Annotated in this window: 19 protein-coding genes; 15 read left to right on the top strand and 4 right to left on the bottom strand. The window is 47.3% G+C overall.

Features of this window, described 5'->3' with window-relative positions; translation table 11 throughout:
* Window positions 1-61 precede the first annotated feature (61 nt).
* Both H8S65_RS00995 and kdsB read left to right on the top strand, forming a co-directional pair.
* Window positions 62-2,329, top strand: coding sequence for a monovalent cation:proton antiporter family protein (locus H8S65_RS00995; RefSeq protein ID WP_186928091.1), 2,268 nt, complete (start codon window positions 62-64; stop codon window positions 2,327-2,329).
* Between the two features lie 33 nt (window positions 2,330-2,362).
* Window positions 2,363-3,127 (top strand): 3-deoxy-manno-octulosonate cytidylyltransferase, encoded by a 765-nt coding sequence (kdsB, locus tag H8S65_RS01000; protein ID WP_186928092.1) that lies wholly within the window; start codon window positions 2,363-2,365, stop codon window positions 3,125-3,127.
* On the opposite strand, the gene H8S65_RS01005 is transcribed toward kdsB, so the two are convergent.
* The 3 genes from H8S65_RS01005 to pyrG form a co-directional block, all read right to left on the bottom strand.
* A complete protein-coding gene (locus tag H8S65_RS01005) occupies window positions 3,102-3,929 on the bottom strand; it encodes a DUF6057 family protein (protein ID WP_186928093.1) in 828 nt (275 codons plus the stop codon). The genes kdsB and H8S65_RS01005 overlap by 26 nt on opposite strands.
* A 274-nt stretch (window positions 3,930-4,203) precedes the next feature.
* The gene (gene yidC / locus H8S65_RS01010; RefSeq protein WP_186928094.1) at window positions 4,204-6,111 is read right to left on the bottom strand and encodes a membrane protein insertase YidC; all 1,908 of its coding nucleotides are present in this window, start codon (window positions 6,109-6,111) and stop codon (window positions 4,204-4,206) included.
* Window positions 6,112-6,120: 9 nt separating this feature from the next.
* Entirely contained in the window at window positions 6,121-7,728 is a 1,608-nt protein-coding gene (gene pyrG, locus H8S65_RS01015; RefSeq protein WP_186928095.1) for a CTP synthase, read from the bottom strand.
* A gap of 393 nt (window positions 7,729-8,121) precedes the next feature.
* Here pyrG and H8S65_RS01020 point away from each other — a divergent pair, with 393 nt between their 5' ends.
* Entirely contained in the window at window positions 8,122-8,640 is a 519-nt protein-coding gene (locus H8S65_RS01020; protein ID WP_186928096.1) for an HdeD family acid-resistance protein, read from the top strand.
* Window positions 8,641-8,663: 23 nt separating this feature from the next.
* Here H8S65_RS01020 and H8S65_RS01025 read toward each other — a convergent pair whose 3' ends face one another.
* Window positions 8,664-9,572 (bottom strand): helix-turn-helix domain-containing protein, encoded by a 909-nt coding sequence (locus H8S65_RS01025; protein ID WP_186928097.1) that lies wholly within the window; start codon window positions 9,570-9,572, stop codon window positions 8,664-8,666.
* A 220-nt stretch (window positions 9,573-9,792) separates the two neighbouring features.
* On the opposite strand from H8S65_RS01025, the gene H8S65_RS01030 reads away from it, so the two are divergent.
* The 12 genes from H8S65_RS01030 (at window position 9,793) to H8S65_RS01085 (ending at window position 21,830) form a co-directional block, all read left to right on the top strand.
* Entirely contained in the window at window positions 9,793-10,404 is a 612-nt protein-coding gene (locus tag H8S65_RS01030; protein ID WP_186928098.1) for a TetR/AcrR family transcriptional regulator, read from the top strand.
* A gap of 40 nt (window positions 10,405-10,444) precedes the next feature.
* Entirely contained in the window at window positions 10,445-11,827 is a 1,383-nt protein-coding gene (locus H8S65_RS01035; RefSeq protein WP_186928099.1) for a TolC family protein, read from the top strand.
* Between the two features lie 38 nt (window positions 11,828-11,865).
* Window positions 11,866-12,891: an efflux RND transporter periplasmic adaptor subunit gene (locus H8S65_RS01040; RefSeq protein WP_186928100.1), complete on the top strand. Its 1,026-nt coding sequence runs from the start codon at window positions 11,866-11,868 to the stop codon at window positions 12,889-12,891.
* A gap of 12 nt (window positions 12,892-12,903) precedes the next feature.
* On the top strand, window positions 12,904-16,017 hold the full coding sequence (locus tag H8S65_RS01045) for an efflux RND transporter permease subunit (RefSeq protein WP_186928101.1): 3,114 nt from the start codon (window positions 12,904-12,906) through the stop codon (window positions 16,015-16,017).
* 100 nt (window positions 16,018-16,117) lie between these two features.
* Complete coding sequence (locus H8S65_RS01050; protein ID WP_186928102.1) at window positions 16,118-16,411, top strand: PG0541 family transporter-associated protein; 294 nt, start codon at window positions 16,118-16,120, stop codon at window positions 16,409-16,411.
* Window positions 16,412-16,418: 7 nt separating this feature from the next.
* A complete protein-coding gene (locus H8S65_RS01055; RefSeq protein ID WP_186928103.1) occupies window positions 16,419-17,120 on the top strand; it encodes a response regulator transcription factor in 702 nt (233 codons plus the stop codon).
* Window positions 17,110-17,871: a DUF1295 domain-containing protein gene (locus tag H8S65_RS01060; RefSeq protein WP_186928104.1), complete on the top strand. Its 762-nt coding sequence runs from the start codon at window positions 17,110-17,112 to the stop codon at window positions 17,869-17,871. The genes H8S65_RS01055 and H8S65_RS01060 overlap by 11 nt, the downstream gene beginning before the upstream one ends.
* A gap of 20 nt (window positions 17,872-17,891) precedes the next feature.
* The gene (locus tag H8S65_RS01065) at window positions 17,892-19,118 is read left to right on the top strand and encodes an NADH:flavin oxidoreductase (protein WP_186928105.1); all 1,227 of its coding nucleotides are present in this window, start codon (window positions 17,892-17,894) and stop codon (window positions 19,116-19,118) included.
* A complete protein-coding gene (locus H8S65_RS01070; RefSeq protein ID WP_186928106.1) occupies window positions 19,118-19,969 on the top strand; it encodes an SDR family oxidoreductase in 852 nt (283 codons plus the stop codon). The genes H8S65_RS01065 and H8S65_RS01070 overlap by 1 nt, the downstream gene beginning before the upstream one ends.
* Before the next feature lie 173 nt (window positions 19,970-20,142).
* Entirely contained in the window at window positions 20,143-20,727 is a 585-nt protein-coding gene (locus H8S65_RS01075) for a 50S ribosomal protein L25/general stress protein Ctc (RefSeq protein WP_186928107.1), read from the top strand.
* A gap of 85 nt (window positions 20,728-20,812) precedes the next feature.
* On the top strand, window positions 20,813-21,376 hold the full coding sequence (gene pth, locus H8S65_RS01080) for an aminoacyl-tRNA hydrolase (protein WP_186928108.1): 564 nt from the start codon (window positions 20,813-20,815) through the stop codon (window positions 21,374-21,376).
* 19 nt (window positions 21,377-21,395) lie between these two features.
* Window positions 21,396-21,830 (top strand): RNA-binding S4 domain-containing protein, encoded by a 435-nt coding sequence (locus tag H8S65_RS01085; RefSeq protein ID WP_186928109.1) that lies wholly within the window; start codon window positions 21,396-21,398, stop codon window positions 21,828-21,830.
* Window positions 21,831-21,839 lie beyond the last annotated feature (9 nt).

The following is a 21,839-nucleotide window of genomic DNA, read 5'->3' on the forward strand; positions in this document are numbered from 1 at the left end:
TTTTTAGACGGACAAAATTAAAATAAATACATAACTTTGCCAACGGAAAAACAACGAAAGCATGTCTCAAATACCATCTCTTATATCGGATCTTGCTGTCATACTGATTTCAGCGGGATTGGTTACCTTGCTTTTCAAAAGGTTAAAGCAACCGGTCGTACTCGGATATATCGTAGCCGGAATTCTTGCCGGTCCGTCCATCACGCAAATACCGACAGTCACGGACATAGAAAGCATCCGTATCTGGGCGGATATAGGCGTGATCTTCCTCCTGTTCGCTTTAGGGCTCGACTTTAGTTTCAAAAAGCTGATGAAAGTCGGCGGAACTGCTGTGATCGGAGCTATCACCATCGTGATAGGCATGATGACGCTCGGCTATACCACCGGATTGTCTTTAGGCTGGGGACATATGAACAGCCTTTTCCTCGGAGGAATGCTTTCCATGTCGTCTACAACCATTATTTTCAAAGCGTTCGACGATATGGGACTGCGCAACCAGCGGTTTGCGGGAGTGGTTTTCGGAATCCTTGTTGTCGAAGACCTGTTTGCCGTTTTACTGATGGTTTTGCTTTCCACGCTGGCTGTCAGCAAGCATGTGGAAGGGATGGAACTGCTCAACAGCGTGGTCAAGTTAGGCGTATTCCTGCTATTTTGTTTCGTTATCGGCATCTACCTGATTCCGTCTTTCCTGAAGAAAGCGAAGACCTTCCTCAACGACGAGACCTTGCTGATCGTCAGCCTGGGACTATGCTTGGGAATGGTTATGATTGCGACGAAAGCCGGATTTTCTTCTGCACTGGGAGCCTTCGTCATGGGTTCAATCCTCGCCGAAACCATCGACGCAGAACATATCGAGCACCTCATAAAGCCGGTAAAAGACCTTTTCGGAGCGATCTTCTTTGTTTCTGTCGGAATGCTGATCGATCCGGCCTTGCTGTGGCAATACAAAACTCCGATCCTGATCCTGACATTAGTCGTTATGATCGGGCAAATACTTTTTGCCGGTTTCGGAGTGCTTCTATCCGGCCAGCCGCTTAAAATAGCGATACAATCGGGTTTCTCACTTGCGCAGATCGGTGAATTCGCTTTTATCATCGCCGCCTTAGGGCTGTCTTTAGGCGTAACCGATAATTTCCTCTATCCGATTGTTGTGGCGGTCTCAGTAATTACGACTTTCTTCACGCCTTACATGATCCGCGTCGCAGAACCGGCTTACCGGGTAATAGACAAGCTCATACCGAAATCATGGATGAAGTTTCTGGAGCGATATTCTTCGGGTTCAAATACGATTCATCAGAAAAGCGCCTGGAACAAACTGCTGAAGGCATTGACCCGCATTGTCGGCACTTACACAGCCGTCACGCTGGTCCTGATTTTCATCTGGCTTCAGTTTGTCGCTCCTTTCATCATGAAAGAGATCACCGGCATACGGGGAGCGATTATCTCCCTCTTCCTGATCCTGCTATTGATCGCTCCGATGTTGCGCGCGATCATGATGAAGAAGAATCATTCGGCAGAATTCCAGCAATTATGGCTGGATAGCAAATACAACCGGGGACCGTTGGTTTCATTGATTATTTTACGTATTATATTATGTATAGGGCTGGTCATGTTGCCCGTCGCCCGTTTGCTGAATGCCGCAGTCGGCATCGTGCTGGCAATCGCTGCGACCGTCATAGTTATTGTCATTTTATCTAAACGCCTGAAAAGGCAATCGATCCTGATGGAACGGCATTTCTTCAGCAACCTGTCCGCCCGCGAACTGGAAAACGAACGGAAAGCCCCGATCAAGCAACGGTTTGCCAATCACCTGTTGGAACGCGATCTTCACTTGGCAGACTTCGAAGTGAAGCAGAACTCTCCCAGCATGGGGAAAACCTTGAAAGAACTCAACTTCCGCCAGAAGTGCAATGTCAACATCGTGACAATTATCCGGGGAGAACAGCGGATTAATATACCGGGAGGAGAAGAACGCCTCTATCCATTTGACAAATTGGTAGTGGTCGGTGCAGATGACGATCTCGAACATTTCCGCCAATATCTGGTAGAACGGTATAAAAAAGCCCAGAGCAAGAAGGAACAGACGACTCATGAAGTCAATATGGAACAATTTACCATTGCCGAAGGCTCGCACCTGATCGGGCGTACAATCCTGGAATCCGGCATACGGGACAAGTCGGCCTGCCTGGTCATCGGTATCGAACGAGGTGAAACTTCCATTAAAAACCCGGCTCCATCAACCGTTTTCCAGGAAGGGGATATTGTATGGATTGTCGGAGAGCACGAGAAGGTTCTCCGGTTGAGCGAAGGGAAAACAGTCAATAACTGACAATCAGAAATCATAAATTATAATTCATAAATCATGAAGTTTATAGGAATAATTCCGGCACGCTACGCCTCTACCCGCTTCCCAGGGAAACCGCTTGCCGACATGGCCGGGAAACCGATGATCCAACGAGTGTACGAACAAGTGCAGGATGTGCTCGACGCAGTTTGCGTAGCGACAGACGACAGCCGCATAGAAGCGGCTGTCCGGGCTTTCGGCGGGAATGTCGTCATGACCTCCGACCAACACAAAAGCGGCACAGACCGTTGTTATGAAGCGTACTGTAAAATAGGAAACGGATACGACACAGTTGTCAACATACAAGGTGACGAACCTTTCATCCAGCCGGAACAGATCGAAATATTAAAGTCCTGTTTCATTGATGACAGCATACAAATCGCCACCCTGGTCAAACCATTCCGCCCGGATGATGACTTTGAAACGACTTTGTTTAATGCCAATTCTCCGAAAGTGGTTCTGAACAAAAATAACGAAGCCATGTACTTCAGCCGTTCGATCATTCCTTATCTGAGAGGCAAACAATACACCGAATGGCTTCCGAACCACACGTATTACAAGCATATCGGACTATACGCTTACCGCGCCGCCATCTTAAAAGAGATCACGCAGCTGCCCCAGTCTCCTCTGGAACTGGCCGAAAGCCTGGAACAACTTCGCTGGCTGGAGAACGGCTACAAGATCAAAGTCGGGATCACCCGACAAGAAACGATCGGCATCGATACGCCGGAAGATATGGAAAAAGCCTTAGTCTTCCTTAGAAATCAGCAATCAGGAAAATAAAAATTCCCAGCAGTGCCAACAATATACAAACCGTGACAATAACGGGCAAGACGCGGATCGGCATATCCCGGAACTTCCTTATCTGCAAAAACAGAAGACTGAAGCAAAACAGAAGCGGTGGAAAGAAAGACGGCAATCCGTTATGCGGATATAAATAAGCCTGCTCTTGTGTCAGTGAATAAAAATGCATCATCCAAACCGGCATAAAAACACCTGTCACCAAGAGCAGGCCCCAATACAACCAACGCTTAGGTTCTTTGCCCGTCTCATAAAAAAGGATCAACAGCACAAAGAAATTAAGCCGGTTGCCTGCGAGAAAATAGATAAGCGGCAATGCCAACAACCCGGTCAGCACGCTCAACCATTTATTCTTAATGCAAGTATATCCCAAAAAGAGGGAAAGAGCGATTATCGTCGCCAGAATAGAACGCAACAGGTAAGTCGGATAGCAATACCCTCCCCATTCCAGCATAACCGGAAGAAAAGCATACAACGACGCCATCCCGCCGACATTGAAACGCTTCAGAACCAAAGTCAGAAGCCACCATTCGAAAAGTAAAATCAAAGTGATCAGGAAAGGTGCGCCGGACGGCCCGCCAAAAGCCATCAGTACATTTCCACTGTAACAAACCAGCCATGCCGGCTTAGTCAGATAAGAAACAAAAGACCCTAACGTGAACAATCCTTCAGCTTGTTCTTTCTGAAAAAAGCCAGAAGGATACACAAACCTGAAAAAAGCAAAGCACATCAAGCCGAATATAACAGCAGCGACGCTTTGCAAAAGAACTTCTCTTTTTGCCATCCGTGATAAATTTATACCCTATAACAATCCTAAACACTCCACAATGAAGCGATCTATGTAAGTTCCTGTCATCAATAGGTTCGTCAACTCGCTGCTTACCGATAGATGGTCACAAATGTACAAACATTCTGTAATAAACAATCCCGTAATCCGATTTTTTTTTAATTCCAAGCGTCGAAAATCAAGCTTTACACAAACAACAAAAAAACAGGCAAAGAACTCGAATCCGTTCCTTGCCTGTTATCTCTATGGCAAACTGCTCCGAAAAGCAATCTTATCTGTTCTTTCTCTGCTGTTTCTGTTTTTCAAGAGTTGCCTGTTGTGCTTTCTGAGCTTCTTCCAGACGCTTCATAAAACCGGATTTCTTCATCGGCTTCTTCTTGTTTGCTTCCAGCTTGGCCAACAGTTTGTCTTCGTTAATCGTATAACGGAAGATGACGGTCTGCAGGATCGTGATCAAGGTAGAGATGAAGTAATAGTAAGTCAGACCGGATGCATACTGGTTGAAGAATACCAACATCATCAACGGCATCATATACATCATTGCTTTCATGCCCGGCATCTGTTGCTGCCCGGTGTTCGTCTGATCCATGTTGAATTTCGTATAAATGATGTTCGTCACGGTCATCAGCAAACAGAACAAACTGATATGGTTGCCGAAATACGGCGTAATAATAGGGATGTATGTATTCCAGCTCACTATCGCATCATAAGTAGACAAGTCATGCGCCCAAAGGAAACTCTGGTGACGCAATTCGATAGCCGACGGGAAGAACATGAACAGGGCAACCAGGATCGGCATCTGCAACAACATCGGAATACATCCCGACATCGGACTTGCACCGGCACGGCTATACAGTTCCATCGTCGCACGCTGGCGTTCCACCGCTTTATCCTGTCCCGGATATTTTGCATTGATCTCTTCCACCTGCGGACGCAATACGCGCATTTTGGCTGATGACATATAAGACTTATAGGTCAACGGGAACAAGATCAGTTTCACAATAACCGTCAACAGGAAGATCAGCAAGCCGTAGCTATGGATAAACTGTCCGAGGAAATTAAACAACGGAATGACAAAATACTGGTTCACCCAGCGGAAAATGCCCCAGCCCAGCGGAACAATCTTTTCCAGATCCAGCCGGTCGGCCTTTTCCACGTTGTCGTCAAAGGACTTCAACAGCGAGAATTGGTTAGGGCCGAAATAGAAACGCAAATCCGTCGTTTCATTTCCTTTCAGGTCGAAGGGAACGGATGTCGTTGTTTTGTATTCTTTCAGGAAAGGGCCGTTTTCGGGAAGCATCTTCGAATCGATGGTCGTCGACTCGAAACCGTTGTTCCCGGCAATCAGGATAGAGGAGAAATACATGTCCTTATAAGCGAGCCATTTCAAACGGCCGGACAATTGCTTGCTGTCGTCTTTCGTCTCGCTCAGGTATTCCACATTGTCTGCCATAAATTTGTAGTACACCGTCGCATAACGGTCTTCAAACTTACGACCTTTTTCCTGTTGCGTTATCTTCTGCTGCCACAGCAGGTCCAAAGCAGTCGTACCCGGCGACAGGACACCGTTCAAACCGGTTCCCTTGATAGAGAACTGCAACATATAATCGTCCGGTTTCAAGGTGTACATGAAGTCCAGATGGCTGCCTTCGCCAGTGTTCAAGCGCATGGTAATGCTATTGGGATCGCTCCCTTTTACAGGGGTGAAATACAAATCGCCGGTATTGACCACGCGGTTATCAGCCGTTACCAATGTAAAATCGAACTTCGAATCCTTTTCATCAAAAAGCACTAAAGGTTCACCTTTATAATTATCGTACTTTTTCAGGCGGACATATCCGACACGTCCTCCCTTATTGTCCAAACGGACTTCGATCAGCTCGTTTTCCAAAACAGTGGAACCATCCTCTCCTACCATCGCATCGGCAAACACTCCGAAACTATTCTGTAAACGGGCGATCCGCACAGAGTCAGGCAAACCAGCCAGTTCATTCTCTGCCTTTGCTTCACTATTCAATTCTTTCTGCTGTTCCAGTTGCTTTGCATATTCTATCCGGGCGATCGAATCCTGCATCCGGCGCTGCGCTTCCATCTGCTCCGGAGTAGGTTTGTTCAACCAGGTGAATACGATCAAGACAAGTCCAATAAGCAGGAAACCTATTATCGTGTTTTTATCCATCTATAATTCTTATTTTTTATTTTCAACTGCCGCTTTTACAAAGCTAACGAAAAGAGGGTTAGGATTAACGACCGTACTGTTATATTCCGGATGGAACTGAACACCTACAAACCATTTCAAGGCTGGGATCTCAACTACTTCAACCAAGTTCGATTCCGGGTTTTCGCCTACGCACATCATGCCGGCGGCTTCGAACTGATCGCGATATTCGCTGTTAAATTCAAAACGGTGACGATGGCGTTCCTGGATATGTGCCTGTCCATACGCTTCATAAGCCTTGGAACCTTTCTTCAATGTGCAATCGTATGCACCCAGACGCATCGAGCCTCCCATATTGGTTACGTTCTTCTGCTCTTCCATCAGGTCGATCACTTTATACGGAGTGTTCGGTTCCATTTCGGTCGAGTTGGCTTCCGTCAGTCCCATCACGTCGCGGGCAAATTCGATCACCATGCACTGCATCCCCAAACAGATACCCAAGCAAGGGACATCGTTTTCACGAGCGTATTTCAATGCGGCAAATTTTCCTTCAATACCACGTTGTCCGAATCCCGGAGCAATCAGGATTCCGTCCATATCTTTCAATAGTTCGGCTGCATTGCCGTCATTCAGCTTTTCGGAATGGAACAAATGCAAATCCAACTTACGGTCATTATAAATAGCAGCCTGCAACAGAGATTCGTCGATCGACTTATAAGCATCCTGCAATTCGACATATTTGCCGACCAAGCCGATCTTTACAGTTTCGGTAGCGTCTACCTTGCGTTGCAAGAACTGATGCCAGGGTTTCATCTCCGGCGTCGGTCCGACTTCCAGCCCGACTTTGCGCAGGATCACTTCGTCCATCTTCTGACGCTGCAATACCAACGGCACTTCGTAGATCGTCGGAACGTCGATCGACTGTATAACGGCATCCTGTGCGACGTTACAGAACAGGGCTACCTTACTTAAGATATTAGAACTCAATTCATGTTCGGTACGCAGCACCAGGACATCCGGCTGAATGCCTAACTCCTGGAGTTGTTTTACGGAATGCTGTGTCGGTTTTGTCTTATATTCCTTTGCCGCAGCGATATAAGGCACATAAGTAAGATGTACGCATATGCAATTCTTACCCAGTTCCCACTTCAACTGGCGTACGCTTTCGATAAACGGAAGAGATTCGATATCGCCAACCGTACCGCCGATCTCAGTGATCACAAAATCAAATTTGTATTTATTTCCCAGCAATTTCACATTGCGCTTGATCTCGTCCGTGATATGAGGGACCACCTGAACGGTCTTTCCCAGGTAATCCCCTTTACGTTCTTTGTTAATAACGCTCTGATAAATGCGCCCTGTAGTGATGTTATTTGCGCGGGTTGTCTGGACGTTCAGGAAACGTTCATAGTGTCCGAGGTCCAAATCCGCTTCATGTCCGTCTACGGTAACATAACATTCCCCATGTTCGTACGGGTTCAACGTACCCGGATCGATATTAATATAGGGGTCAAATTTCTGAATGGTAACCTTGTAACCTCTTGCCTGAAGTAGTTTACCCAATGATGCGGCAATAATTCCCTTACCTAATGAAGAGACCACGCCGCCCGTAACGAAGATGTACTTTGTATCTGCCACGATAGTAATATTTTAATTATCTTTTAATTGCACACTCGCATTTCAAAACTGCAAAGTTACATATTTTCATCCACATGGCAAGGGGTAAGAATATATTTGACGGGGCGACCGCATCAAAAGATTGTTTATACGCCTAATGTTTCTTGTTGCCTCGGCTACTTTTCTGTAATCACCGCCGCTGATTATAAAATCACCGGCGCCAACTTTATAATCGGCGGCACTGATTATAAAATCAGCGCCGCCGATTACAGAATAGTAGGGCAACCCAGATAGAATAACAGGGAAAGAAAATAGGTTAAGAAGGCATCGCGTCCCTTTTTTCTTTCTTTTTCAATAGAAAATAGCGTATCTTCGTTGTTACATAAGAAATGATATTCTAAAATAGAAGAAAGCATGAAAGGTTTAAATGGTTCAGTCCTGCGTTGCATATTTGCGATCGTATTGGGACTTGTATTGGTTCTTTGGCCGGAGGCGGCCGTTACTTATCTGGTGATAACGATCGGGATCTGTTTTATCATACCCGGATTATTCTCGCTCTTAAATTACTTCACCCGTGAAAAAGTGGAAGGCGAGCCGAGTCCGATGTTTCCGATCGACGGAGCGGGCAGTATCCTGTTCGGGGCATGGTTAGTGCTCATGCCGCAATTTTTCGTTAGTATATTAATGTATATTTTAGGGGCTTTACTGGTTATTGCGGGTGCACAGCAGTTGATATCACTGGTTTCCGCCCGTAAATGGAGCAGAGTCCCTTATGGATTTTATATCCTACCGTCCCTGATCCTGATAACAGGGGTTATGATCCTCGCCTACCCGTTCGGAGCAGCGGCCAACACATTTGTGATCTTCGGGGTCGCTTGCCTGGTCTACGGCATATCCGAATTGATCAACTGGTATAAGTTCAGTAAAAGGTAAGAAAAACCGGAGTACCGCCTGTTTCAGGACTTACGGTACTCCATCGGTGAAATCCCCATATGTTTCTTAAAGAATTTCCCGAAAGTCGACTGGTCGGAAAAATGAAGGATATCTGCAACCTGCTGGACAGTAGCCTGCGGGGCTTTCAAAAGGATCTTTGCCTCGACGATCAGGGCATCGTCTATCCACTTGTTAGCGGACTTGCCTGTCAACTCTTTCAGGATCAACGACAAATATTGCGGCGTGATAAATAACTTTTCAGCATAAAAAGTGACCACATGCTGCTCCTTGCAATGCTCGAACAACAATTGCAGGAATTGCTCGAACAATTCTTCTTTACGGGAAAGGCTCGGCCGGATCAAGCGGTCTTTCTTTCCTAACATTATATTTCCCAATTCCAACAGGAAGCCGATGAAAGCGTTCTGCACCAGCTCTTTTTGATAGAAATGAGTACGTTCCCTCATTTTTTCACGTATTACCTGTATGCTGCCGGCCAGTGTTGCCGTTTCTTCCGGTTCGAGCTCCGTACAAGGATTCTTGCGAAATTCCATATAGTTCGCAATCGCCTGGGACCGGTTGCCTCCGTTCGGTTTACAATCGTCCAGAAATTCTTTAGCCGCAATCAGCAAGCGGCCTTTGAAATCTTTACTGATCTTGTCAAGCTGAACCGCATGCGTAGGCATAATCGTTATAAAACTATTCGGATTGACCGTATAAGGCACATAATCCAAACAGAGTTCAAGCGTACCCTCAAAAGTCAGCACCATTAAAAGCGCATCCAATCGCATCGGGGCAAAACGCTCAGGCGCATCAGGATCTCCGATATCCACACTTCCGTCCAGATCTGCAATCGAAAAAATGCCTTGAAAACTATCGCGGAAAACAATACCTTTGTTAAGCTCCGCCAATTCTATAATAGGAAGTTTTTCCATCTCTACATATTTACTAATCGTGCACTTGCAAAGGTAAACATTTTTTTAACAGGCAGTAAGATGTTTCATTTTTTACCAATGAATAACGGTTTTTTAGGAATAAAAAAGGCCATTATCATTCGTTTTCGACCAATTCCGTAACAGAATAAACCTTTTTAGTTTTTCAAATTAGACAGACCTTTGCAGCATCTGATCGTATAAAAAGTAATCATTAAAATCGATGATCATAAAAGAACAAATAATGTTAACGGCATTCGATCTGTTTTCCGAACACGGGATAAAGAATGTCAGTATGGATGACATCGCTCATAATATGAGTGTATCCAAACGGACTCTTTACGAGCTTTTCGAAGACAAGGAAACGTTGCTGACAGAATGCATAAGCCTGAATTATGCCCAAATGAGGCAATCCATAAAGCAACTCGAATCCGAGCCGATAACAGCTCTTGAAGTTGCATTGCTTTTCTATGAAGAGCTTATGAAGCGTCCCCGTTGGTTCAACCGGAAATTCTATGATGACCTGAAACGTTATCCGAAAGCATTACAAAAAACAGAAGAAGAAAAGTCCCGGTTTTTGAAAAAATGTATAAAACTACTGTCACAAGGAGCAAAAGAAGGTGTTTTTCAACCGAATATCAACTTCGAGATTGTAGCTTTGCTGGCGAAAGAGCAGGCGAAGATGATCCGTCCGCCCAAAGCCCTTTCCAATCATTCCGTGGCTGAAGTGTTCAATACGATTCTTTATACCTTCCTTCGGGGAATCTCTACAGAAAAAGGTATTGCCATTTTAGACCGCTATTTATTGAAATATACACAGAAGCAATTAGATTGAACGAATGATCTTATAAAAAATCAAATTTACTTATTTTATAATGAGACAAATCTTAATTACTAAAAAGATGATGTGGGTGGTGATGATGTTACTGCCCTCTCTGGTCTTCACCTCCGCTAAAGCCCAGGACACGCTGGTCCTCGACATCGGGAAAGCCCTGGAGATCGCGTTGAGTGAAAACCCCACTGTTAAAGTGGCCAATAAGGAAATCCAGAAGAAAAAATATGCGCAGAAAGGTTCCTATGCCGCCCTATTCCCCCAAGTCAGTTTTGCAGCCGACTACAACCGGACCCTGAAAAAGCAGGTGATGTATATGGACGGTTTCGACATGGGAAGCACCGAAATACCCGGCATGGAAGACATGCCGAATATGGATGAAGGGATCGAAGTGGGACGCGACAACAACTGGAACCTCGGCTTCAACGCTTCGATGCCGATCGTCAATGCCGCCCTCTGGAAGAGCCTGAGCATCTCGGCTGTCGACGTGGAACTGGCTATCGAACAGGCGCGTTCCTCCAAAATCGCGATGGTCAACCAGGTAAAGAAAGGCTACTACGGCGTACTCCTTGCCAACGATTCATATCGTGTATTCAAGGAAAGCTATGACAATGCGATGGAAAATTACCTGGATATCAAGCGTAAGTTCGAACAGGGAACCGTTGCCGAATATGACCTGATACGTGCCAACGTCACGGTGAAGAACAGCGAACCCAATATGCTACAGGCTGAAAACGCACTGGTTCTTGCCAAATGGCAACTAAAGGCATTGCTGGGCATGGACCTGGACATCAACATCGAATGCGAAGGGCAACTGACCGACTTCGAAAAGGATTTGTTCGGGGATTTCCTCTCGACCGACACGACTCTGGCTAATAATACGGACTTGAAACAGATGGATTTGCAGGCAAAGCAACTGGATAAGACGCTGACCATGCAGAAGTTCGACTACCTGCCGACACTGTCGCTTACCGGCCTGTATCAGTGGACAGCCATGAACAACGACTTCAAGTTCAAGGACTATATGTGGAACCCCTACTCTATGGTCGGCGTCACCCTGTCCATTCCGATCTTTTCCGGCGGCAGCAAGTTCTACAAAATCAAGCAGACCCGGAATTCGCTCGAACAGCTGAGCCTGCAAAGAGAGGATACGCAGCGTAACCTGCAACTGGCGATCAAGCAATACATCGATAACATGAATACCTGCGTCAAACGGTTCGACGCTTCACAGAAAGGCGTGGAACAGGCTGAACGGGGTTATATGATCTCACAGAAACGTTATGACACAGGAGCCGGGACCCTGCTCGAAATGAACGATTCGGAATTGGCGCTGACACAGGCGAAACTGAATTTCAACCAGGCCATTTACGATTATATGGTAGCCAAGGCAGACCTGGAAAAAGTGTTAGGCCGGCAAGAGTTTTAAAGAACAGAAAAACAGACATAGAATAAAAATATCACAAGATGGAAACGAATAAAAAACAACACTTCATATCACTCTTCATTTTACCTTTGCTGCTGTCCTGCTCAGGAGAAAAGAAAGAGACTGCTCAGACAGAAACAATCAGCAATAAGGCTATCGTGAGAGTAGAAACCGTTTCTGCACAGGATGTAGAACAGATCAACGAGTTTACAGCAACGGTCGAGGCCAACATTTCCAATAACATCGCCCCGCAGACTCCGGTGCGTATCGATAAACTGTTTGCGGAAGTAGGTGACCATGTGAAAGCGGGCCAACTGCTTGTCAAAATGGATGAAACCAATCTCAAGCAGACCAAAATACAATTGGATAACCAGGAACTGGAATTCAAGCGTATCGACGAATTATACAAAGTCGGAGGAGCCTCCAAATCGGCCTGGGATGCACAGAAAACACAGTTGGACGTAAGCCGTGCCGCCTATAAGAACCTGCAGGAAAACACGCAGTTGCTAAGCCCTGTCACCGGCGTCGTAACCGCCCGTAATTATGACAGCGGCGATATGTATAGCGGAGGCTCGCCGATCTTCACCGTAGAACAGATCCGTCCGGTCAAACTATTGGTCAACGTGTCCGAAAGCCTTTTCACGAAAGTAAAAAAGGGAAAAGATGTCGATGTCCGGCTGGATGTGTACGGAGACGAAGTGTTCAAAGGGAAAGTCAGCCTGGTCTACCCGACCATCGACCCGAATACGCGCACATTCCCGGTCGAGATCAAGATCGACAACAGCGACGAGCGTGTCCGTCCGGGAATGTTTGCCCGCGTGACGATCGGTTTCGGCACACAGAACCATGTGGTTGCTCCGGACCTCGCCATCGTAAAACAGTCCGGTGCAGGCGATCGTTATATATATGTATATAAAGACGGAAAGGTTTCCTACGAAAAAGTGGAACTGGGACGTCGTATGGGAAACAAATATGAAGTCATTTCGGGTGTGAACAGTGGCGACCAGGTAGTCGTATCCGGCCAGAGCCGCCTGAACAACGGAATGGAAGTAGAAATCGAAAAGTAAGAGACAAACACTATGAGTTTATATGCAACAGCGGTAAAAAAGCCGGTGACGACAGCCCTTGTCTTTGTGGCGATCGTGATTTTCGGTCTTTTTTCATTAACCAGATTATCTGTGGACTTGCTGCCGGAGATCGAGACAAACACGATCATGGTCATGACCTCCTATGCCGGCGCCAGTGCTGCGGATATCGAAATGAACGTCTCCAAACCGTTGGAGAACGTGCTGAACAGTGTCAGCGACCTGAAGCACATCACGTCACAATCACGTGAAAACATCTCGATCATCACGCTCGAATTCGACTATGGCACGGATATCGACGTGGCGACAAACGACGTGCGCGACAAACTGGACGTCGCCGAGCCGATGCTGCCGGATGATGTGGACAATCCCATCATCTTCAAGTTCGGAACGAACGACATCCCGATCATCATCCTGTCGGTTACGGCGGAAGAGAGTACGAACGCCCTGTATAAGAATCTGGACGACAAGGTGTCCAACCCGCTGGCACGTATCAGCGGCGTAGGTGCGGTATCTATTTCCGGTACGCCGACACGTGAAATTCAGGTCTATTGCGATCCTCACAAACTGGAAGCCTACGGGGTTTCAATCGAAGGAATCTCGTCCGTCATCGCACAGGAAAACCGGAACACGCCGGGCGGTAGCGTGGATATCGGTTCGAATGCCTATGCGCTCCGCGTACAGGGTGAGTTTACGGATGCGCACCAGATGGACGATCTTGTGATCGGCCATAAGGATAACAAGACCATTTACCTCCGCGACGTTGCCCGCATCGAGGACAGCATCGAAGAGCGTGCCCAGGAGACTTACAATAACGGCAAGAAAGGCGGTATGATCGTTATCCAGAAGCAGTCGGGAGCCAACTCGGTGAATATCGCCAAAAAGGTTCACCAGAGACTGCCGGAAATCCAGGAAAGCCTTCCTTCGGATGTCAAGTTAGGGGTTATCCTGGATACTTCCACCAACATCCTGAACACGATCGACAGCTTGAAGGAGACGATCTTCATCACCTTCATCATCGTTATGCTGGTGGTATTCGTGTTCCTCGGACGATGGAGAGCGACGTTTATCATTATCCTGACCATTCCGATCTCGTTGATTGCCTCGTTCGCCTACTTGCTGGCATCCGGCAATACTTTGAATATTATCTCGTTGAGTTCACTGTCTATCGCTATCGGCATGGTGGTGGACGATGCGATCGTGGTGCTGGAAAACATCACGACCCATATCGAAAGAGGCAGTGCCCCGAAACAGGCGGCTGTACACGCGACAAACGAGGTGGCGATCTCCGTAATCGCTTCCACCCTGACCATGTTGGCGGTATTCCTGCCATTGACAATGGTGACGGGCATGGCGGGTATTCTGTTCAAGCAGTTAGGCTGGATCGTGAGTATCATCATGATCGTTTCGACGGTCGGAGCTTTGACGCTGACTCCGATGTTAAGCTCTCAGTTGCTTAAACTGAACCCTAAAAAAGGACGTCTGTACACCTTGTTCTTCACCCCGATCGAAAAGGCGCTGGACGCTCTGGACCACGGCTATTCCCGTTTCCTTTACTGGGCGGTGCGCCACCGGAAAACGGTTATATTCGGCGCTACTTTGATCTTTGCCGGCAGCATGCTGCTGGTTCCGACCATCAAAACGGAGTTCTTCCCGACTCAGGACAATGCGCAGATCAGCGTCCACATCGAGTTGCCGGTCGGAACCCGCCAGGATATCACCCGTAAGCTGGCACTGGAAATCGACGAATTGTTCCGCCAGAAATATCCGGAAATAAAGACCAGCAACTTCACGGAAGGGCAAGCCGACTCCGACAATACCTGGGCTCAACTCAGCAACAACGGGACACATATTATCGACTATTACATCAATATGCTGAGCGTTGGCGATCGTGAACGCGGCATGGTTGAAATCTGCGAAGAGATGCGTAAGGACCTGGCCAAATATCCGGAGATCAAGACCTTCAAAGTTATCGAAGGCGGACAGGAATCCGGCATGGGCGGACAAAACGCCGTCGAAATCGAAATCTACGGTTTCGACTTCGGACGGACAGACGCTGTTGCAGCCGAACTTGCCGAACGGATGCGCAAGGTGAAAGGTTGTTCGCAGGTGAACATCAGCCGTGAGGACTACATCCCCGAATACCAGGTCGACTTCGACCGGGAAAAACTGGCAATCAACGGACTGAACATCACGACGGCCGCCCTGGCATTGCGTAACCGCATCAACGGATCGACCGCTTCCAAATATCGTGAAGACGGTGACGAGTATGATATAAAGGTACGTTATGCCCCTGAATTCCGCCAGTCTGTTGAAGATATCGAAAATATCCTGGTCTATAACAGTGCCGGCCAGGGAATCCGCATCCGCGACCTGGGCAAGGTCGTTGAACGCATGACTCCTCCGACCATCGAACGTAAAGACCGTGAACGTGTCATTACCGTATCGGCCGTAGTCGGGAAAGGCGCCGCACTGAGCGATATCGTAACAGCCGCACGCGAACAATTGAAGCAAATGGACATTCCTTCGGATGTCAGCTGGCAGTTAGGCGGCTCATACGAAGACCAGATGGACACCTTCTTCGACCTGACAATCCTGATGATACTGATTATCATCCTGGTGTTTATCGTAATGGCAGCTCAGTTCGAATCCTTGACAGACCCGTTCGTAATCATGTTCTCCATTCCTTTCGCCTTCACCGGTATTATCTTAGGACTGGCAGTCACGCAGACTCCGTTGGGCGTCATGGCATTGATCGGTCTGATCATGTTGATGGGTATCGTTGTTAAGAACGGTATCGTGCTGATCGACTACACGATCCTCTGCCGCGAAAGAGGCATGGGAATCCTGACCGCAGTGGTAACTGCCGGGAAATCCCGTCTCCGCCCGGTACTGATGACCACCCTGACCACCGTATTGGGTATGATCCCGATGGCGGTCGGAACAGGCGAAGGCTCGGAAATGTGGCGTTCGATGGGTATGACGGTTGCATGGGGGCTTTCGGTCTCCACGCTGATCACCCTGGTAATCGTGCCGGTCGTGTACAGCGTATTTGCCGGAAACGGAGTTCGCCGCAGACGCCGGAAGATGGCTAAAAGCAGGAAATAGAACAATCTCTCCATAAGCGGAGCGTGTCAAAGCCCTGTTTTTGTCATGCAGGAGAAAGTTTTTTGTAAATAAATATAAATAATCTATAGGAAAACGATATATGAAAGCTATATTTGTATCTTTTAATCAAGCATATTACGAAATGATCCTGAGTGCGATGGACCGGAACAACATCCGGGGCTTCACATACTGGGACGAAGTACAGGGACGTGGAAGTAAAACCGGCGAGCCGCATTACGGAAGTCATGCCTGGCCGACACTGAACTCGGCAATCCTGGCGATGGTTGATGACGAAAAAGTCGACCATTTCCTGGAGATACTTCATCAGATGGATCAGCAGACAGAGGCTCAAGGATTACGAGCCTTTGTCTGGAACATCGAAAAAACAATTTAAAAACATAATGAACGATCTTTTTAACATTCTCATTTTCAGCAAGGATTCTAATCAGGGAGCTATCATCCAGGACTATATAAAAGTTGCCGGATACAACTCACAAGTATTCAACCAGGAAGAGGCAGCGTATAAGGGTTTCCTTTCCAGAGATTTCACATGCTGTATTATCGACCACGATACGGACAGTAAAGAAACACGGGCATTGGCAGCCATGATCAAAACTTCGGATAACAACATCCCTGTCATCTTCCTGTGTGAACATCCGACGAGAGAAGAAATAGCATTGCTGTTTTCATTCCATGCGGACGATGTGATACGCAAACCTCTTGACGCTGATATCTTGCTGGCCCGTATGAAGGCGATACAAAGCCGTTACCGGCCTCAAAACAAGAAAGAGGTCAAGATTTATCTTTTCGGAAAATTCAAACTCGACTTGCAAAAACAGATCTTGTCCATAGAAGACAAAACGACCAAGCTGACGACCAAAGAGACCGATTTGCTTGCGCTGTTGTGCCAGCATGCAAACAATATCTTAGACAGGATGTATACATTGAAAGTCATATGGAAAAGCGATAACTATTTCAGTGCCCGAAGCATGGATGTCTATATCACCAAATTACGCAAATTATTGCAAGACGATCCTACCATCAAAATTATAAACATTCACGGGAAAGGTTATAAATTATCAACACACGGAGATGACTATTGAACATTTCACCTTATTTCTAATCATAATGGCAGCTATCGCCGCCATTGTCTTCATAGCCCTTTACTTCGTTGAAGCCGGTTATGGAATGTTGTTCGATAAAAAATGGGGATTTCCGATACCGAACAAGATCGCTTGGATCTGTATGGAAGCGCCGGTTTTTATCGTCATGTTTTTATTATGGAACGGATCGGAACGGCAGTTCGAGACAGTGCCGCTCCTGATATTCTTATTCTTCGAACTGCATTATTTCCAACGCTCTTTCATTTTTCCTTTGCTGATAAAAGGCAAAAGTAAAATGCCGGCAGGTATCATGCTTATGGGAATCACCTTTAACCTACTGAACGGTTATATGCAGGGAGAATGGATTTTCCACCTGGCTCCGCAGGATATGTATACGGAAAGCTGGTTGTACAGCCCTCAATTTATCATCGGGACAATCTTGTTTTTTACCGGCATGGCAATCAATATCCAGTCGGACCATATTGTCCGCCACCTGAGAAAGCCTGGCGACACGAACCATTATCTGCCTAAAAAAGGCCTGTTCAAATATGTAACATCGGCCAACTACTTCGGGGAGATCGTGGAATGGTGCGGATTTGCAATCCTGACCTGGAGCGCAAGCGGGGCTGTTTTCGCCTGGTGGACATTTGCAAACCTCGTACCTCGCGCAAACACCATCTACCATAAATACAAAGCGATGTTTGGCAACGAGCTGGGAAACCGGAAACGGGTTATACCTTTTATATATTGAATGACTAACTCATAATAGATATGGAAAAAGAATCTATACTGTTCACTCCCGGTAAAATCGGGCCGTTGACCCTGAGAAACCGGACGATACGGGCAGCTGCATTTGAAAGCATGTGCCCAGGAAACGCGCCTTCCGACATGTTGTACGACTACCATAAATCGGTTGCAGCCGGCGGGATCGGTATGACGACTTTGGCCTATGCGGCTGTTACACAAAGCGGGCTTTCTTTCGAACGTCAGCTCTGGATGCGCCCGGATATCATCCCCGGATTAAAACGTATCACCGACGCCATCCATAAAGAAGGGGCGGCCGCCTCCGTACAACTCGGACATTGCGGAAACATGTCCCACAAAAACATCTGCGGATGCAGGCCTATCTCCGCATCCGGCGGTTTCAACATCTATTCCCCCACTCTTGTACGGGGAATGAAACCTTCCGAAATCACGGCTATGGCAAAAGCATTCGGACAAGCGGTCCATCTGGCACGCGAAGCCGGGATGGATGCTGTGGAAATACATGCCGGCCACGGTTATCTGATCAGCCAGTTCCTTTCACCTTATACCAACCACCGGAAAGACGAATATGGCGGTAGCCTGCAAAACCGGATGCGCTTTATGAAAATGTGCATGGACGAAGTGATGAAAGCTGCCGGACAGGATATGGCAGTGTTGGTAAAGATGAATATGCGCGACGGCTTCAAAGGCGGAATGGAGCTTGATGAGACGCTTGAAGTGGCCCGTACCTTGCAGGACGAATGCGGAGCACAGGCATTGATACTTAGCGGTGGCTTCGTCAGCCGCGCCCCGATGTACGTGATGCGGGGTTCCATGCCGATCCATACGATGACGCATTATATGCCTTTCGGCTGGTTACCGCTCGGAGTCAAAATGGCCGGACGATTCATGATCCCGTCCGAACCGTTCAAAGAGGCTTACTTCCTGGAAGATGCCCTGAAGTTCAGGGCGGCATTGAAAATGCCGCTTGTCTATGTAGGCGGACTGATCTCGCGCGAGAAGATAGACGAGGTCTTGAACGACGGTTTTGAATTCGTGAGCATGGCACGCGCCTTGCTGAACGACCCGTCATTCGTAAACAAGATGAAGGAAGACGAACATGCCCGTTGCGACTGCGGACATAGCAACTATTGTATCGCCCGCATGTATTCCATCGAAATGGCATGCCACAAACATGTTCAGAACTTACCCAAAAGCATTGTCAAAGAAATAGAGAAATTAGAATATAAGTAATGGAAAAAGGATTAGCCATCATAACCGGCGCCGATGGAGGCATGGGACAAGTAATCACGACAGCCCTCGCAAAAGAGGGCTATCCGGTGATTATGGCTTGCCTCGATCCGGTAAAAGCCGCCTCCGTATGCACCCGGATCCAACAAGAAACCGGTAACACGCAGATTGAAGTGCGGGCAATCAATCTCGCCTCCCTCTCATCCGTAAACAATTTCACCGGTCAATTACTAAAAGAAGGACGTCCCGTCAGCCGCCTGATGAACAATGCCGGAATCCTGACGACTCCGGTACGCAAAACCGAAGACGGGCTGGAAACAATCGTAAGTGTCAATTATGTAGCTCCCTACATGCTCACCCGCCAGTTATTGCCCCTGATGCAACCGGGATGCCGCATTGTAAACACAGTGTCCTGCACGTATGCTATCGGCCGGATCGAACCGGATTTCTTTGAAAAAGGAAAGAACGGACGCTTTTTCCGCATTCCGGTCTATGGGAATACCAAGTTGGCCTTGCTTCTGTTCACCCAGGAACTTGCCAAGCGGATCCAAGATAAGGACATCACCATAAATGCATCGGACCCAGGAATTGTCAGCACGAACATGATCACGATGCAGGCTTGGTTCGACCCGCTCACCGACATCCTGTTCCGCCCCTTTATCAAAACTCCGGCCCAGGGTGCGGCAACCGCCATCCATTTAGCTCTTTCGGACGAGGCGAAAGATAAAAACGGTTGTTGCTACGCCAATTGCAAAAAGAGGAATGTGTCTGAACGCATCCGGCATCATGCCCAGCAAAAACCACTCTGGGACGATACGGAAGCCTTGCTCCGGCAAAAAGGAATCCGGTTCTGAACCGGCACGCCCTTTTTAGTTCCATGCCCGATGAAACTAAAAATTCATGCTGGCCAGATTTTGCAGATACAAATATAAATAGTACCTTTGCACCGCTTTTAACCCCCGTACGTGTGATGGGAAATTAGAAAGCATGAACATCTAATTTTGAGTAACACAAAAATTAAAACAAAATGAAGACATTTCAATTAGAAGGAAAGTCAAGAGAAGTAGCCGCTACTTCTGCAGACCAGAAGAGAGCTTTGAAGGCTATGCGTAAAAACAACGAAATCCCTGCTGTACTGTACGGCGGCGAAAAAGTAGTTCATTTCACTATTACAAAAGACAGCGTTCGTAACCTGGTCTACACTCCTGAAATCTTTGTTGTAGAACTGGCTATCGACGGCAAGAAGACAATGGCTATCGTTAAGGATATCCAGTTCCAGCCTGTAACCGACGCTATCCTGCACATGGACTTCATGGAAGTATTCGCCAGCAAACCGGTAGTAATGGAAGTTCCGGTTGTTCTGGAAGGTCACGCAGAAGGTGTTAAAGCCGGTGGTAAGTTGAACTTGCAGATGAGAAAGCTGAAAGTAAAAGCCCTTTACACAGCAATTCCTGAGAAATTACATATCAATGTCGATCACCTGGGATTAGGTAAGACTATGCAGGTTGGTGCATTACACTTCGAAGGCCTTGAACTGATGAACGCTAAGAACGCTGTTGTTTGCGCCGTTCAGTTGACTCGTGCCGCTCGTGGTGCTCAGGCTAAGGCATAATAAAATTATTATTCCTAAATAATGTAAGGGGAGAATATTCAGCAGAGTATTCTTCCCTTTGTTATATACTAAAAACAACATAACAATGAAATATCTGATAACAGGACTTGGAAATATCGGCTCCGAATATTTAGGGACCCGTCATAACATCGGATTCCGTGTTGTAAATGCATTGGCAGAAGATGCCGGCGTCCCTTTCACGGAAGAACGTTATGGTGCAATCGCACGGATGCGTGTCAAGAACTGTGAGCTGATCATACTGAAGCCTAACACATTCATGAACCTGAGCGGCAATGCTGTCCGCTACTGGTTGCAGAAAGAAAACATTCCGGTAGAGAATCTGTTAGTCGTCGTGGACGATCTGGCGCTCCCGTTCGGAACACTCCGCCTGAAGCCGAAAGGCAGCGATGCCGGACACAACGGATTGAAGAATATCCAACAGTTGTTAGGCACACAAGAATACAGCCGCCTTCGTTTCGGCATCGGCAGCGATTTCCCGCGTGGCGGACAGATCAACTATGTGCTTGGCAAGTTTCCGCCGGAAGAGCTCCAGGAGATGCCGGAAAAGATGAAACGGGCGGTAGAAATCATCAAAAGTTTCTGCCTGGCCGGCATACAGAATACAATGAACCAATACAATAATAAATAAGTTTCAACATTCAATTAGCATGAACGAAGTCCGTATAGACAAATGGATGTGGGCTACCCGCATATTCAAAACACGTACGATAGCGGCCGAGGCTTGCAAGAAGGGCAGGATCATGATAAACGGCGTTACGATAAAGCCTTCCCGTATGATCAAAGTCGGAGAAGTGATCCAGGTACGCAAACCGCCTATCACTTTTTCCTTTAAGGTGCTGGATTTGACAGAGCGGCGTATGGGAGCCAAGCTGGTCCCTGGCTATCTGGAAAACGTAACGACACCCGACCAGTACGAAATCCTCGAAATGAACCGCATTTCCGGCTTTGTAGACCGGGCGCGCGGATTGGGCCGTCCGACTAAGAAAGATCGTCGCGAGCTGGAACAGTTCACCGATCCGGGCATATCAGACGACGGTTTCGATTTCGAATTTGACTTCGAAGGCCCGGACGACGAGGAATAATGGGTTTTA

The organism is Parabacteroides hominis, assembly GCF_014287585.1.
GTDB classification, from domain to species: domain Bacteria; phylum Bacteroidota; class Bacteroidia; order Bacteroidales; family Tannerellaceae; genus Parabacteroides; species Parabacteroides hominis.